14 protein-coding genes are annotated in these 14,576 nt (G+C 67.4%); 3 read left to right on the top strand and 11 right to left on the bottom strand.

The window, feature by feature from the left end; translation table 11 throughout:
* The first annotated feature begins 118 nt into the window (after positions 1-118).
* The gene (locus BN972_RS06945) at positions 119-778 is read left to right on the top strand and encodes an ACT domain-containing protein (protein ID WP_099051056.1); all 660 of its coding nucleotides are present in this window, start codon (positions 119-121) and stop codon (positions 776-778) included.
* Here BN972_RS06945 and BN972_RS06940 read toward each other — a convergent pair whose 3' ends face one another.
* From BN972_RS06940 to BN972_RS06910, 7 genes are all read right to left on the bottom strand, one after another.
* Entirely contained in the window at positions 779-3,670 is a 2,892-nt protein-coding gene (locus BN972_RS06940) for an MMPL/RND family transporter (RefSeq protein ID WP_036354394.1), read from the bottom strand.
* Positions 3,667-4,071: an MmpS family transport accessory protein gene (locus tag BN972_RS06935; protein ID WP_036354391.1), complete on the bottom strand. Its 405-nt coding sequence runs from the start codon at positions 4,069-4,071 to the stop codon at positions 3,667-3,669. The genes BN972_RS06940 and BN972_RS06935 overlap by 4 nt, the downstream gene beginning before the upstream one ends.
* A 156-nt stretch (positions 4,072-4,227) precedes the next feature.
* Positions 4,228-4,836, bottom strand: a complete 609-nt coding sequence (locus tag BN972_RS06930; RefSeq protein WP_235192388.1) for a TetR/AcrR family transcriptional regulator — start codon at positions 4,834-4,836, stop codon at positions 4,228-4,230.
* Between the two features lie 110 nt (positions 4,837-4,946).
* On the bottom strand, positions 4,947-7,010 hold the full coding sequence (gene ligA / locus BN972_RS06925) for an NAD-dependent DNA ligase LigA (RefSeq protein WP_036354385.1): 2,064 nt from the start codon (positions 7,008-7,010) through the stop codon (positions 4,947-4,949).
* Between the two features lie 42 nt (positions 7,011-7,052).
* Positions 7,053-7,376, bottom strand: a complete 324-nt coding sequence (locus tag BN972_RS06920; RefSeq protein WP_036354382.1) for an ArsR/SmtB family transcription factor — start codon at positions 7,374-7,376, stop codon at positions 7,053-7,055.
* Positions 7,373-7,843 (bottom strand): SRPBCC family protein, encoded by a 471-nt coding sequence (locus BN972_RS06915; RefSeq protein ID WP_036354380.1) that lies wholly within the window; start codon positions 7,841-7,843, stop codon positions 7,373-7,375. Before BN972_RS06915 ends, BN972_RS06920 begins: the two co-directional genes overlap by 4 nt.
* 64 nt (positions 7,844-7,907) lie before the next feature.
* On the bottom strand, positions 7,908-8,945 hold the full coding sequence (locus tag BN972_RS06910; protein WP_036354378.1) for a uroporphyrinogen decarboxylase/cobalamine-independent methonine synthase family protein: 1,038 nt from the start codon (positions 8,943-8,945) through the stop codon (positions 7,908-7,910).
* 94 nt (positions 8,946-9,039) lie between these two features.
* On the opposite strand from BN972_RS06910, the gene BN972_RS06905 reads away from it, so the two are divergent.
* Positions 9,040-9,672, top strand: a complete 633-nt coding sequence (locus BN972_RS06905) for a sensor domain-containing protein (RefSeq protein WP_036354376.1) — start codon at positions 9,040-9,042, stop codon at positions 9,670-9,672.
* 10 nt (positions 9,673-9,682) lie between these two features.
* Here BN972_RS06905 and mnmA read toward each other — a convergent pair whose 3' ends face one another.
* Both mnmA and BN972_RS06895 read right to left on the bottom strand, forming a co-directional pair.
* A complete protein-coding gene (gene mnmA / locus BN972_RS06900) occupies positions 9,683-10,759 on the bottom strand; it encodes a tRNA 2-thiouridine(34) synthase MnmA (protein WP_099051006.1) in 1,077 nt (358 codons plus the stop codon).
* A complete protein-coding gene (locus BN972_RS06895; protein ID WP_036354372.1) occupies positions 10,756-11,937 on the bottom strand; it encodes a cysteine desulfurase family protein in 1,182 nt (393 codons plus the stop codon). The genes mnmA and BN972_RS06895 overlap by 4 nt, the downstream gene beginning before the upstream one ends.
* A 112-nt stretch (positions 11,938-12,049) precedes the next feature.
* On the opposite strand from BN972_RS06895, the gene BN972_RS06890 reads away from it, so the two are divergent.
* Positions 12,050-13,531: a cryptochrome/photolyase family protein gene (locus BN972_RS06890; RefSeq protein WP_036354370.1), complete on the top strand. Its 1,482-nt coding sequence runs from the start codon at positions 12,050-12,052 to the stop codon at positions 13,529-13,531.
* A gap of 1 nt (position 13,532) precedes the next feature.
* Here the strand turns inward: BN972_RS06890 and BN972_RS06885 are convergent, their stop codons facing one another.
* Positions 13,533-13,925, bottom strand: coding sequence for an SRPBCC family protein (locus BN972_RS06885; protein ID WP_315968786.1), 393 nt, complete (start codon positions 13,923-13,925; stop codon positions 13,533-13,535).
* A gap of 48 nt (positions 13,926-13,973) precedes the next feature.
* Positions 13,974-14,474: a DUF427 domain-containing protein gene (locus tag BN972_RS27615; protein WP_083042019.1), complete on the bottom strand. Its 501-nt coding sequence runs from the start codon at positions 14,472-14,474 to the stop codon at positions 13,974-13,976.
* Between the last annotated feature and the right edge of the window lie 102 nt (positions 14,475-14,576).

The following is a 14,576-nucleotide window of genomic DNA, read 5'->3' as shown; positions in this document are numbered from 1 at the left end:
CTGCTGAGACGTCGGTCTATGCGTCACTGCAACCCTCCCCGGATAGTCCTGCCGCGCACGGCGTAGGGCTTACCCGGTGAAAGTGCACCTCACGCATCCCTGTGCCAAAGTGTTGGCCGTGCCTTCCTATCTGCTGCGCATCGAGCTGGTCGACCGACCAGGCAGTTTGGGGTCACTGGCGGTCGCGCTCGGTCGGGTCGGGGCCGACATTTTGTCGCTCGACGTGGTCGAACGCAGTTCCGGGCTCGCCATCGACGACCTGGTGATCGAGCTGCCGCCCGGCGCGATGCCGGACACTTTGATCACGGCCGCCGAATCCCTGCCCGGGGTTCGGGTGGACAGCGTGCGGCCGCACACTGGACTGCTGGAAGCGCACCGCGAGCTGGAGCTGCTCGACCGTGTCTCGGCCGCCGGCGACAATGCGTCGCGGCTGCAGGTGCTGGCCGACCAGGCGCCGCGGATCCTGCGGGTCAGCTGGTGCACGGTCTTGCGCGGCACGCACGACGGGCAGGTGCAGCGCCTCGCCGCCAGTGCCGGCGCGCCGGAGACCCGTGCCGTGTCGGCGCCGTGGCTGCCACTCGAGCAGGCCGAGACGCTGGACGGCAACGCCGAGTGGGTCCCGCAGGCGTGGCGAGACATGGACACCACGATGGTCGCGGCACCGCTGGGCGACCCGGACACCGCCGTCGTGCTGGGCCGGCCCGGCCCGGAATTCCGGCCTTCGGAGGTGGCCAGGCTGGGTTACCTGGCCGGCATCGTGGCGACGCTGCTGCGGTAATCAGTTGCGCGAAGACGGCATCACCGGATCACCGTCTTCCCACAACAGCAGTTGGCGGACCGCCGAACGGGGCCCGTAGGGCCGCAGCATCTGGCTGGCCGGACGCGGGCGCACCCGCTGGGGCCACCAGAACCACCGCCCCAGTAGTGCCGCAATCGACGGTGTCATGAAGGACCGCACGATCAAGGTGTCGAACAACAAACCGAGGCCGATGGTGGTGCCGATCTGTCCGAGCACCTGAAAACCGCTGAACATGAACGCGCACATGGTAACCGCGAAAACCAGCCCGGCGGAGGTGACCACCGAGCCCGAGCCAGCCATCGCACGGATGATCCCGGTGTTGAGGCCGGCGGCGATCTCTTCGCGGAACCGCGAGATCAACAACAGGTTGTAGTCCGACCCCACCGCCAGCAACAGGATCACCGCCAGTGCCAGCACGACCCAGTACAGCTTGATGCCGAACATGTACTGCCACACCAGAACCGAGATTCCAAACGAGGCGCCCAATGACAACGCGACGGTGCCGACGATGACGATCGCGGCCACCAGGCTTCGGGTCAGCATCATCATGATCAACAGGATCAGGCTCAGCGCGGCTATCCCCGCGATCAGCAGGTCGTAGGTGGCGCCGTCCTGGATGTCCTTATAGGTGGCGGCGGTGCCGCCGAGGTAGAACTTCGCCTCGGCCAGCGGGGTGCCCTTCACCGCCTCGTGAGCGGCCTTGCGGATCGGCTCGATATGTGAAATACCCTCCGGCGTAGCGGGATCACCCTCGTGGGTGACGATCATCCGGGCCGCTTTGCCATCGGGTGACAGGAACAGCTTCAGCCCGCGTTTGAAGTCGGGGTTGCTGAACACCTCGGGCGGCAGATAAAAGGTGTCGTCGTTCTTGGATTCGTCGAATGCGCGACCCAGCTCCGTCGAGTTCTCAATGGCCGCCGCGGTCTGCGCGTAGATGCCGGACAGGGTGGCGTAATTGGCCAGGGTCAAGTCGTGATTGGTCTCCTGGCTGGCGATCTGCTGCGGTATCAAGGCCACCAGCTTGGGCTGCAACGCGTCCAGTTTGTCCAGGGTGGCCGTCAGATCCTCGAACCGCGCGCTGAGCTGGTCGACGCCGTCGAGTGCGTCCAATACCGACCTGATCGCATAGCAGATCGGGATGTCGAAACAGTGCTTCTCCCAATAGAAGTAGCTGCGGATCGGCCGGAAGAAGTCGTCGAAATTCGCGATCTTGTCGCGCAGATCGTTGATCACCGCGATCGTGTCGCGGAAGCTCTGCGCCTCGCTGTGGGTGGTCGCCGCCAACTCCTGTTGCAGCGTGTACTGCTGCCGGAGAATATCGATCCCCCTTGACAATTCACCGGCCTGCCGCAGCAGATCGTCCGCGCGATCCCGTTGATACCTCAGGTTTTCGCTCTGGTTGGCACTCTGGGCGCTGATCTGGAAGGCCAGCGAGGTGTGGGTCAGCGGGGTGCCCAACGGCCGGGTGATGGACTGCACCTGAGCGATGCCGGGCACATGGAATACCGCCTTGGCGATCCGATCCAGGATCAGCATGTCGGCCGGGTTGCGCATGTCGCGATCGGTTTCCACCATCAGCAACTCCGGCTCCAGCCGGGCACGGGAGAAGTGTCGCTCGGCAGCGGTGTAGCCGACGTTGGCCGGGGCGTCTTCTGGCATGTAGGGCCGGGTGTCGTAACTCGTCTTGTAGCCCGGCAAGGTGAGCAGGCCGACGAATGCCACCGCGCACGCCACCGTGAGGACCGGCCCGGGCCAGCGCACGATGGCGGTGCCGATCCGGCGCCAGCCGCGGGTGCGCATCGCGCGTTTGGGTTCGAAGATGCCCACCAGCGCACCCAGCGTCAGCACCGCCGGCGCCAGGGTCAACGCGGCCACCAGCGCAACCAGGATGCCCAGGGCCGCGGGCACCCCGAGGCTCTGGAAATACGGCAGCCGGGTGAAACTCAAACAGGCCACCGCACCGGCCACGGTCAGGCCGGAACCCAGGATGATGTGTGCGGTCCCACGAAACATGGTGTAGTACGCGGTTTCTCGGTCTTCGCCGGCGCTGCGTGCCTCCTGGTAACGGCCGACGAGGAAGATGGCGTAGTCGGTGCCGGCGGCGATCACCAACAAGGTGAGCAGATTCGTCGCGTAGGTCGACAGTCCGATGATGCCGGCATTGCCGAGAAAGGCGACTATGCCGCGCGCGGCAGCCATCTCGACCATCACCGTCACCAGCACCAGCAGCATGGTCAGAAACGAGCGGTAGACGAATAGCAGCATCACCGCGATGACTCCGACGGTGAGAGCGGTGACCTTTGCGGTGCCCTTGCTGCCGACTTCGAACTGGTCGGCAATCAGGGGGGCGGCGCCGGTCACGTAGGCCTTGACACCGGGTGGGGGTGGGGTGGTCTCGACGATTTTCCGCACCGCGACGACGGACTCGTTGGCCAGCGCGGAGCCCTGGTTGCCGGCGAGGTTCAGCTGGACGTAGGCGGCTTTGCCGTCGCTGCTCTGCGATCCGGCCGCGGTGAGGCTGTCGCCCCAGAAGTCCTGCACGTGCTCGACGTGTTTGCGGTCCCGCTCGAGCTTGTGGATCAGTGTGTCGTAGTACTGGTGGGCGTCGGCGCCCAACGGCTTGTCGCCCTCCAGCACGACCATTGCGGTGCTGTCGGTGTCGAATTCGCGAAACGCCGCGCCGATACGTTTGGTCGCCTTCAGGGACGGCGAGTCGGGTGAGATCAGCGCGACGTTGTGGGTCTCACCCACCTTCTCCAATTGCGGGACCAGAGCGTTGCTGACCCCGGCCAGAATCACCCAGAACAACAAGATGGGCACCGACAACCGTCGGATCGTGTGCGGAACGCGTGGGGGCTTCTCGTCGGTCATCCGGACTTGTCCAAACAGAAGGTGTAGGCGTAGGCGGTATTGATGGTGCGTTCGTCCTTCACTTCACCGTTCACGGTGATACGGCAACCGATCGTGGCGCCATTACCTTGCGCCACAACATTTCCCAGCACGGCCGGTTCGGTGGTGGTGATGGTGAACGACCAGGGCAGCGGCGCGTTGAGCACCTGCTGTGGCTGTGCGTTGACGTCCAGATAGTTGATGGTCGCAACGGAGCCGGGTGCACCGAATACTTCCAGGACCACGTTTTTGGGGTTGAACGGGACGATCTCGTTGGAGATGCCGCTGTTGGCGGACGCGTCGTGCTGGCTGCCGAAAATTCCGTGCAGGCGATAGATGGCGAACGCGGCGGTCGCGACCACCACCGACGCGACCAACACCATCCACCCCCGCTTGACCAGAGGTGCTAACGAAACCCGTCCCACCCGTTGGCCTTTCGCTGTTCAGGCAGAGCACCACGCCCGGCGGCCGCCGGCAGCGCCGACTCTGACAGTACGGTACCGGACCGTACTCCACAAGAGCCGGCGGCGTGCACTTCGCTACGGAATTGTTCGGGTGAGGCCGGGCAGCAGGAAGTCGTCCACCAGCGCACGTACCGTTTCCAGGGTCGGCGGCCGCCCGGGCAGGATGCACCGAAAGATGAGATAGTTGGGCAATATATCCCAAAGTTCTTCTGTGACAGCCTCTTCGGAGATCTCACCACGCTGGATGGCTTGGTGGAAAACGTGTTGGAACAACGACTTGCGCTGGTCCAGGAACCGGTGCTGCATGGCCTCCCGCAGGGCGGGATGGCGCGACACCTCGACCAGCACCGCCCGAATTGTGCTGGCTTGCTGTTGACCTTGCAGGCAGATCGCCTCCCCGAGCTGCAGCAGATCACTGCGCAGGGTGCCGGTATTCGGTGGGACGGCGATCGGGCGGATGCCCTCGATGAATGCCGCCAGCACGAGTTCGGCTTTCGACGGCCAACGCCGGTACACCGTCGCCTTGCTGGCGCGGGCGGTGCTCGCGACGGCTTCCACGGTCAACCGGTCGTAACCGTGTTCCTGCAGCAACTGCAGCGTCACCGCAAGCAACTCGGCCTCTCGCGGCGACCACGGCGAGGCGTCCGCGGGCGAGTCGGCAGTCTGAGTCATAGCGCCCACCATAAGACCACCCCTGTTGTGGTGGGCAACTATTGGCCGGCCAGCAACTCCCCCAGCACCTGCCGGTTGCGTTCCAGCCACTCCGTTTCCTCGCCCGGGGCAGGCATGTGGGTCTACCCTTCTTCCCGCTCGGCTTCGGGACCGTCGGACAACAGCTTTCGAAATCCGTCCTCGTCGAGGATCGGCACGCCGAGTTCGACCGCTTTGTCGTACTTCGACCCCGGCGAGTCACCGGCCACGACGTAGGAGGTCTTCTTCGACACCGAGCCCGCCGCCTTTCCCCCGCGGGCCACAATCGCCTCCTTGGCGTCGTCGCGCGAGAAGCCGGTCAGCGAGCCGGTGACCACGATGGTCAGTCCGGTCAGGTTGCGCGGCACGCTTTCGTCGCGCTCGTCTTCCATCCGCACTCCGGCTGCGCGCCACTTGTCGACGATCTCGCGGTGCCAGTCGACGGCGAACCACTCGGTGACCGCGTCCGCGATGGTCGGCCCGACGCCCTCGACGGCCGCCAGTCGTTCGGTGGACGCGGCGACGATGTCATCGAGGCTGCCGAACTCGGTGGCCAGGGCGCGCGCGGCCGTCGGGCCGACATGCCGGATCGACAAGGCCACCAGCACCCGCCACAGCGGCGCGGCCTTGGCCTTACCGAGATTGGCCAGCAGCCGCCTGCCGTTCGCGGACAATCCGCCGGCTTTCGTCCGGAACAACTCGGTGCGCAGTAGGTCCTCTTCGGTGAGGCCGAACAGGTCGCCTTCGTCGGCGACCACCTGCGCCTGCAGCAACGCCACCCCTGCCTCGTAGCCCAGGCCCTCGATGTCCAGGGCGTTGCGGCTGGCGACGTGAAAGACCCGTTCCCGCAGCTGGGCCGGACAGTGCCGAGTGTTGGGACAGCGGATGTCGGCGTCGGCTTCCTTGGTCGGCGCCAAGGTAGTGCCGCATTCGGGACATGTTGTCGGCATGACGAATTCGCGTTCAGATCCGTCGCGCAGGTCCACCACCGGCCCGAGCACCTCGGGGATCACGTCGCCGGCTTTGCGAATCACCACCGTGTCGCCGATCAGCACGCCCTTGCGCTTGACCTCCGACGCGTTGTGCAGCGTGGCCTGCGACACCGTCGAACCGGCAACCTTCACCGGCGTCATCCAGGCGAACGGCGTCACCCGCCCGGTGCGGCCGACGTTCACCCTGATGTCGAGCAGTTTGGTCTGCGCTTCCTCGGGCGGGTACTTATACGCGATGGCCCAGCGTGGCGCCCGCGAGGTGGAGCCCAGCCGCCGCTGCAACGCCACCTCGTCGACCTTGACCACCACACCGTCGATCTCGTGCGCCACCTCGTGCCGGTGCTCACCCCAATACTCGATGCGCTCCTGCACGGCGTCGAGATCGTCGACCAGGGTGGTGTGCTCGGAAACGGGCAGGCCCCACGCCTTGAGCGCGAGGTAGGCGCCGTGCTGAGTAGCGGGCCGGAAGCCTTCGGTGTGGCCCAGACCGTGGCAGATCATCCGCAGTTTTCGGCGCGCGGTCACCGCCGGATCTTTCTGCCGCAGTGACCCGGCCGCGCTGTTGCGTGGGTTGGCGAACGGCGCCTTGCCCTGTTCGACGAGGCTGGCGTTCAGCGCCTGGAAGTCGGTGACCTGGAAAAACACCTCGCCGCGAACCTCGAGCACCTCCGGCACCGGGTACTCGTCGCTGGCGGTCAGCCGCTGCGGCACGTCGTCGATGGTGCGGGCGTTGAGGGTGACGTCCTCGCCGGTGCGCCCGTCGCCGCGGGTGGCGGCCCGGCTGAGGCGCCCATTCCGGTAGACCAGCGCCAAGGCGACGCCGTCGATCTTGAGTTCACAGAGGTAGTGCGCGTCGTCACCCACCTCGGCGTGGACCCGTGCGGCCCAGGCCCCGAGCTCTTCGGCACTGAACGCGTTGTCCAGGCTCAGCATGCGTTCGAGGTGCTCGGCCGCCTCGAAGTCGGTCGCGAACCCCGCGCCGCCGACCAGCTGGGTGGGCGAGTCGGGGGTGCGCAGTTCGGGATATTCCGCCTCCAGCGCCTCCAACCTGCGCAGCAGCTTGTCGAACTCAGCGTCGGTGATGATCGGCGCGTCCCGGACGTAGTAGCGGAACTGGTGTTCGCGCACCTCTTCGGCCAGCTCTTGCCACTCGCGCAACACGTCAGGCGAACTCACCCCCGCAGGCTATCGAAGCGCTCGGACACCACCGGGTGCCGCTCACTCTTCGACGAAAGCACGCAGCCGCTCGACGGCGACATCCCAGCGGCGAGACAACTGCGCGAGGTAGTCACTGGCCCGAGCCAGCGGTTCGGTCTGCACGGTCCACACCCGTTCGCGGCCGCGCCGCGAGCTGCTGACCAGCCCGGCGGACTCCAGCAACAGCAGATGCTTGCTGGCCGCCTGCCGCGTCACCGGGATCGCTTGGGTCAGCTGCGTCGTGGAACTTGGGCCGGTGTCGCACAGCCGCACGATGATGCGCAGCCGGTTGGGATCGCCGAGGGCGTCGAAGACAGGCGCGTCGACGGCGCCGCGGACGGTCATGCGTCCAGATACCGGCGGACCAGCTCGGCCTGGATGGCCCAGCCTTCGTCGTTGGCTTCGAACGCCGAGCCCCGCCGCGACTCCGGAATGGCGTCGAAGCCGGACTCGACGATGGTGAGCTGTACCCCGTCGGGCTCCTCCGAGAGGGTGAACTCCACCAGCGTGGTCGGATCGTCCTCGCCGGCGTCCGGGAACGCATGCCACCGGTAGGCGAACCGCCGCTGCGGCTGCACGGCGACGATGTACCAAGTGCTCTTGACCCCCGCGTGCGGCTCCTGCCGCTTGGCGACCTCGTCGTCGACGATTGTCGGGGTGATCACCGCGGTGACGCTGCTGCCCTCGACGAAGGGCCCGTCGAAGCGGACACCGAACCAGCGCCCGAACTGTTCGGCGTCGCTGACGGCCCGCCAGACCCGCTCGAGCGGCGCCCGCAGCACAACCCGCTTCTCGATACGATCGGTACTCATGCGCAACCTCCTGGTTGCGCATTACTCAACCACGTGCCGACGGGAAATGCAACCAAAAGGTTGCCTAGATGGCATCCGGGTCGTCGGCGAACGCCTCCGCGGCCTTGCGGGCCAGCCCGATCGCGGTGCGCGCCCACTCCGGCGTGGCACCGGCGAGACCGCACGCGGGGGTGACGCCGACGCGGTCCCGCAAAGCCGTGCGACCGAAACCGAGCCGGTCGGTCACCGCCACCACGGCTCTGGCCACCTCCTCCGTCGATGGCCGCGGGTCAGGGGCGAGGGCCGGAACGACGCCCAGCACGATGGTGCGACCGGATTCGACGAACGCGGCGATCCCGTCCAGGTCCGCCGCGCGCAGCGTGCTCGTATCGACGGATAGCGCGCGAATTCCGGTGCGTCCCAGCATGTCCCAGGGTAGGTCCGGAGCGCAACTATGCAGCAGCAGGTCCGTATCAATGGTGTCGACGCAGGTTTGCAGCAGCGCCTCCGCCACGGCCTCGTCCAGGGCGGGCACCGGGCTCAGCGCCGTGACCCCGCTCAACCGTCCACCCAGGGCCGCCGGCAGCGTGGGCTCGTCGAGTTGCACCACAACAGCGGCTTCCAGGCGGCGCGCCAACGTCGCGCGGTGCGCCGCAACTCCTTCGGCCAGCGACGCGGTGAGGTCTCGCAGCGCGCCGGGATCGGTGATCGCCCGGTGCCCGTTGCGCAGTTCCAGTCCGGCCGCCAGGGTGACCGGTCCGGCCACCTGCACCTTGACTACCCGGTCGCCGCCCCGCAAGCCCGCGGTCTCCCAGGCCTCTTCCAGAGCGTCCATGTCCTCGTCAAGCATGCTGACGGCTCGGCGCAGCACCGCACCCGGCCGCGACACGATGCGGTAGCCGCGCGGCACGGTGTCGATGGCCACATCGATCAGCAAGGCACCGGCCCGCCCGAGCAGGTCGGCACCGACTCCCCTGGCCGGCAACTCGACCAGATGCGCCAGTGCGCCCGCCAGTTCGCCGACGACGACCTCGGCGGCCTGCCTTGCCGAGGTGCCGGGCCACGATCCGACGCCGCTGGCGGTCGCGAAAGGTGACGCGAAAGGCGGCGCGAAATCACTCACCCGGCAACCGTATTCGACGTCACATCGCGCGGCGACCGCCAGGGGTGTTTAGCGCTCCGCGCCCCGGGTAGGTTCGACCCGAGAAGGGTGGCAGATGGCGAGACTGCTGTGTTGGGCTCTGCTGTGCTGGGTGACGTTGCTGACGGCGGCGTGTACGCGGCTGGTCGGCGGTGAAGCGGTCGCGCCCCTGAACGCCGTGCCGCTCGGTGTACTGGATGCTAGCGCGGTGCTGTTGGACCAGTCCCGGATGCGCGCGATCACCGGTGCCGGTGACCATTTGACGATCATCCCGACGATGGACGGCAGGTACCCCGTCGACATCAACGACCTGGCGACGACGGCGCCGCCGGAATGCCGGTTCGTGTTCGCCGAGACCGCTACCTTCGGCACCGAGGTGAAGGCGTTCCACAAGACGACATTTCAGGACCCGCCGGACGGGCGGCTGATTTCCGAGGGCGCCGCCAGCTACGCCGACACCGAGACCGCCCGGCGGGCCTTCGACGACCTGGTGTCAACCGTCAAGCGTTGCGCGATCAGTTCGATGGGCTGGCTGTTCGTCAGTAGCTGGAACGCCGACGCAGATTCGCTGCATATGCGGCCGGGCTCGTGCGGACGGGATTACCGTGTGCTTTCGGTCGCCATGTTGGAGGTCACGTTCTGCGGTTTTCCGGAGTCGGTCTCCGAGATTGTGATGACGAACATGTCCGCGAACGTTCCTGGCGGCTAACCGTACTCGGCTAGCGCGCGGTGCCGGCGATGGTCGCGCTGCCGAGTACTTCGTCACCGTCGGGGTCGCGACGGTAGAGCACCAGCGTCTGCCCCCGTGCGACGCCACGCAGCGGGGCACGCAGTTGCACGTGCAGTTCGTCGCCGACCAGTTCAGCCACGGCGGCGGTCGTTTCGCCGTGCGCGCGCACCTGGACCTCACACTCGATCGGCCCGCGGGGCGGCGTGCCGTGGGTGAAGATCGGCTGCCGACCCGTCATCGCGTGCACGTCGAGGTCAGCGGCCCCGCCGACGTGGACCGTGGCGGTCTCGGCATCGATAGCGGTCACATAGCGCGGGCGGCCATCCGGACCCGGCCCGGCGATGCCCAGACCCTTGCGCTGTCCGACGGTGAAGCCGTGCACGCCGTCGTGCTCGGCCAGCACCGCGCCGTCGGCGTCGACCACGCTCCCGCGGCGCACCCCGATGCGCTCACCGAGGAACGCCTGGGTGTTGCCGGAGGGAATGAAGCAGATGTCGTGACTGTCCGGTTTGTCCGCGACGGCAAGGCCGCGCCGCGCGGCTTCGGCACGGATCTGCGGCTTGGTGGTGTCCCCGATCGGGAACGCCGCGTGGCGCAGCTGCGCAGCGGTCAACACGGCGAGCACGTAGGACTGGTCCTTGTCCCGGTCGACCGCGCGGCGCAGCCGTCCGTCGGACAGCCGCGCATAGTGCCCGGTGACGACCGCGTCGAAGCCCAGCGCCAGTGCACGAACCGACAGGGCGGAGAACTTGATCTGCTGGTTGCACCGCACGCACGGGTTGGGTGTCTCACCGCGCGCGTAGGACGACACGAAGTCGTCGATCACATCTTGCTTGAACTTCTCTGCGAAATCCCATACGTAGAACGGGATTCCGAGCACATCCGCGACACGGCGGGCGTCCGAGGCGTCTTCTTTGGAACAGCAGCCGCGCGACCCGGTACGCAGCGTGCCGGGCGCGCTTGACAGCGCCAGGTGCACGCCAACCACGTCGTGCCCGGCATCGACCATGCGAGCGGCGGCGACCGACGAATCGACGCCACCGCTCATCGCGGCGAGAACCTTCACTTGGCCATCCCCGCCGCGGCCAGGACGGCGCGCCGCGCCCGGGCCACCGCCGCAGGCAACACCTCCAGTACCGCGTCCACGTCAGCGTCGACACTGTTGTGTCCCAACGACATTCGCAGCGACCCGCGGGCGCTGGCCGGGTCGGCGCCCATCGCTGTCAGTACATGCGAGGGCCGGGCCACGCCTGCGGTGCAGGCCGACCCGGTGGAACACTCGATTCCGTTGGCGTCCAACAGCATCAGCAGGGCGTCGCCTTCACAGCCGCGGAAGGTGAAGTGGGCGTTGCCCGGAAGCCGCAGCGGGTCCGCGGCGCCGTTGAGGTGGACGTCGTCGATATCGGCGAGCACACCCTTGACCAGCCGCTCGCGCAACGCGCGCAACCGGGCGCTGTTGTCATCCAGCCCGTCCACCGCGACCTGGACAGCCGTGGCCATACCCACCGCGCCGGCCACATCCGGTGTGCCGGAACGCACGTCGCGCTCCTGGCCACCGCCGTGCAGCAGCGGCACACAGTCCACGTCGCGACGCAGCAGTAACGCACCGACGCCAGGCGGCCCACCGAACTTGTGCGCGGTCACGCTCATCGCCGACAATCCACTGGCCCCGAAGTCGACCGGCAGCTGTCCGACCGCCTGCACGGCGTCGCTGTGCATCGGGACGCCGAACTCGGCCGCTACGGCGGCCAACTCCGCGATCGGCATGATGGACCCGACCTCGTTGTTGGCCCACATCACCGACACCAGGGCCACGTCGTCGTGCGCTTCGAGCGCCTCGCGCAGCGCGGCCGCGGTCACCGAACCATCCGGCATGGTGGGTAGCCACGTGACCTCGGCCTCTTCGTGTTCGACCAGCCATTCCACGGTGTCGAGCACGGCGTGGTGTTCCACCTCGGTGGTGACCACCCGGCGCCGGGCCGGGTCGCAATCACGGCGCGCCCAGTAGATGCCTTTGACCGCCAGGTTGTCGCTCTCGGTGCCGCCTGCGGTGAAGATCACTTCGGACGGCCGGGCGCCCAGCTTGTCGGCGATCAGCTCGCGGGATTCCTCGATGCGCCGCCGGGCGGCGCGCCCCGTGGTGTGCAGCGACGAGGCATTGCCCACCGTGCCCAGCACAGCCGTCATCGCCTCGATGGCGGCGGGGTGCATCGGGGTGGTAGCTGCGTGATCGAGGTAGACCATGACTGGGAATACGATACCGGCCGCCCGCCACGACCCGGAATTTCGCCTTTTCGCGGTGGCCGCGAGCGTTCCCGTTGTTTGACGCCCCGGCAACCGGTCAATCGTCCACAAAGTGAACAAACAGGCACGCCGGTGGTGCTTCGCCGACCAACTCGGGCCACACTTCCTGGACGATCCGGGCCAGCCGGTGCTGCTCGTCGAGTCACGCGCGGTCTTTGAACGCCGTCGTTTCCATCGCCGCAAGGCCCATCTGGTGCTGTCCGCGTTGCGGCACCGCGCCGCCGAGCTCGGCGAACAGGCCCTCTTTCTGCAGACCGGCACCTACCGCGAAGCCCTCGACCAAGTCGAGGGCCCGCTGAGCGTGTGCCAGCCGACGTCGTGGGCGGCGGACCGGTTCGTGCGATCGGTACCGGAGGTGCGGGTGTTGCCGGCCCGCGGGTTCTGTACCAGTCGCGAGGCATTCGAGGAATGGGCCGGAAACCAGCGCTCTTTGCTGATGGAGAATTTCTATCGCAGCGCACGCCGCCGGTTCGCTCTATTGATGGACGGCGACGATCCGGTGGGCGGCCGCTGGAATTTTGACGCGGACAACCGCGAACCGGCGCCGAAGGACCGCTCGCAATTGGGTATTCCGCCGCCCTGGCGGCCGGACGAGGATGAGATCGACGAACAGGTGCGCGCGGATCTGGATCGGTGGGAACGCCACGGCGACGTCTCGTTCGTCGGCAACGACGGGCCGCGGGAATTTCCGGTCACCGCCACCGAAGCGCGGGCCGCGCTGCAGGTGTTCATTCGAGAACGGCTGCCGCACTTCGGTCCTCATGAGGACGCCATCCTCGCCGGTGACCGGTTCATGGCACATAGCCTGCTGTCGGCTCCGATGAATCTGGGGCTGCTCGATCCGCTGGAGTGCGCGTACACGGCCGAGGACGCCTATCGCAGCGGGGACGCCCCGCTGGCCAGTGTCGAAGGCTACATCCGGCAGTTGATCGGTTGGCGCGATTACATCTGGCATGTGTATTGGCATTTCGGCGACGGGTATCGCCGCCGCAATGCGCTGGGGGCGCGCACCGCCCTGCCTGACTGGTTTGCCGAGTTGGATGCCGACGCGGTGCGGGCCCGCTGCCTACGCGATGTGCTGGCGCAGGTGCGAGACCATGGCTGGGTGCACCACATCCCACGGCTGATGGTGCTGTCCAACTATGCGCTGCAACGGGGTTGGCATCCCGCCGCGGTCACCGACTGGTTCCACCGCTGCTTCGTCGACGGTTACGACTGGGTGATGGTGGCCAATGTGGTGGGCATGTCGCAGCATGCCGACGGCGGGTTGATGGCCACCAAGCCCTATGCGGCGGGCGGCGCCTATATCAACCGGATGAGCGACTACTGCGGTGACTGTCGGTACCGGCCCAGCGAGCGGGTCGGCGACCGCGCCTGCCCGTTCACCGGTGGCTACTGGTGGTTTCTGTCCCGCAATGCCGATCAACTGGCCGGAAACCGGCGAATGACCCAGCCGCTGGCCGGGCTGCGACGGCTCAAGGACCTCGATGACGTCGTGGCCCAGCAGCGCAGTACGAACGGCGAGCCGCCGTGACCTAACCTGCGCCGACCATTTTCTCCATGCGCCGCAACGCAATCGAGCAGATCCCGAGGTAGGGCCCGGCCCACCAGGGGACGGCCATCGTCACCCGGGCGCCCTGCGGCGCCGGGTCCACCCGGTGACTGGTGGCGGGGATTCCTGCCACCTGCCAGGCCCAGAATCGGCCGGGATCGAATTCGGTCACCACGAACGGCGCACCGACCAGCAGCGGTGTCTGAACGCTGCCGGTGGCACCCAGTTCCAGCTCCCGGTACGGCGTGTCCAACTCAGCACTTGCGATCGTCGGTCCCCAGCGCGGCCAGGCATCCAGGTCGACCAGGAGCTCCCACAGGGCTTGGGGCGGCGCGGCGATTATCCGGTGCACGCTGAGCATGATTCCGTCGTTCACCGGCACTGGCTTCCCGGTAACGGGCATCGGTAAGCCTGGTACGGCGGATCACCAGCCCATCGAACCGGGAATTCCTTTGAATGGCCCGGCAATCCAGCTGGTGATCCAGCCACCGTAGAACCCACCGGGTTGGGGAATCACCTGTTCACCGTTGACGGTGCAGCGGTCCACCTCTGCCGCGAGCACCGCGATGGCCCCCGTGATCGGTGTGAACGGCGCCGACGGCAGTGGATAGGTCCATGCGGCGCGGGGGGCCTTCCGCGTCTCGGTGACTAGGTCGAAGTAGCGTGCCTGGCCCTTCCATTCGCACCACGACGCGCCGGTCGCCGGGCGCAGCACGGCGTCGGCGAACGCGTCGCGGGGCAGGTAGTACGTCGGGGGATGACTGGTTTCCAGCACCCGCCAGGCGCGGGTCGTCGAGGCGATCGTCTCACCCCCCAGCTCGATGGTGATCGCGCCGGCGAACTCCTCCAACCGCGGCGGCCGGGGATAGTCCCAGACCGACTCCTGCCCTGGGCCGGGCACATCGGGGGTCGGCCAACGAGACACCACCCCATTCTGCCCCGCCTTCAGGCGACCAGCGCGCGCCGGTGGCCGCGGGTGCGCTCCGGGAAGACCACGGACTGGCAGCGGCCGGCCAGTTCCCGCCGA

It is taken from the genome of Mycobacterium asiaticum DSM 44297 (genome assembly GCF_000613245.1).
GTDB lineage: Bacteria > Actinomycetota > Actinomycetes > Mycobacteriales > Mycobacteriaceae > Mycobacterium > Mycobacterium asiaticum.
Note: the sequence above shows the minus strand (reverse complement) of the source record. Positions and strands in the feature narration are given on the sequence as shown.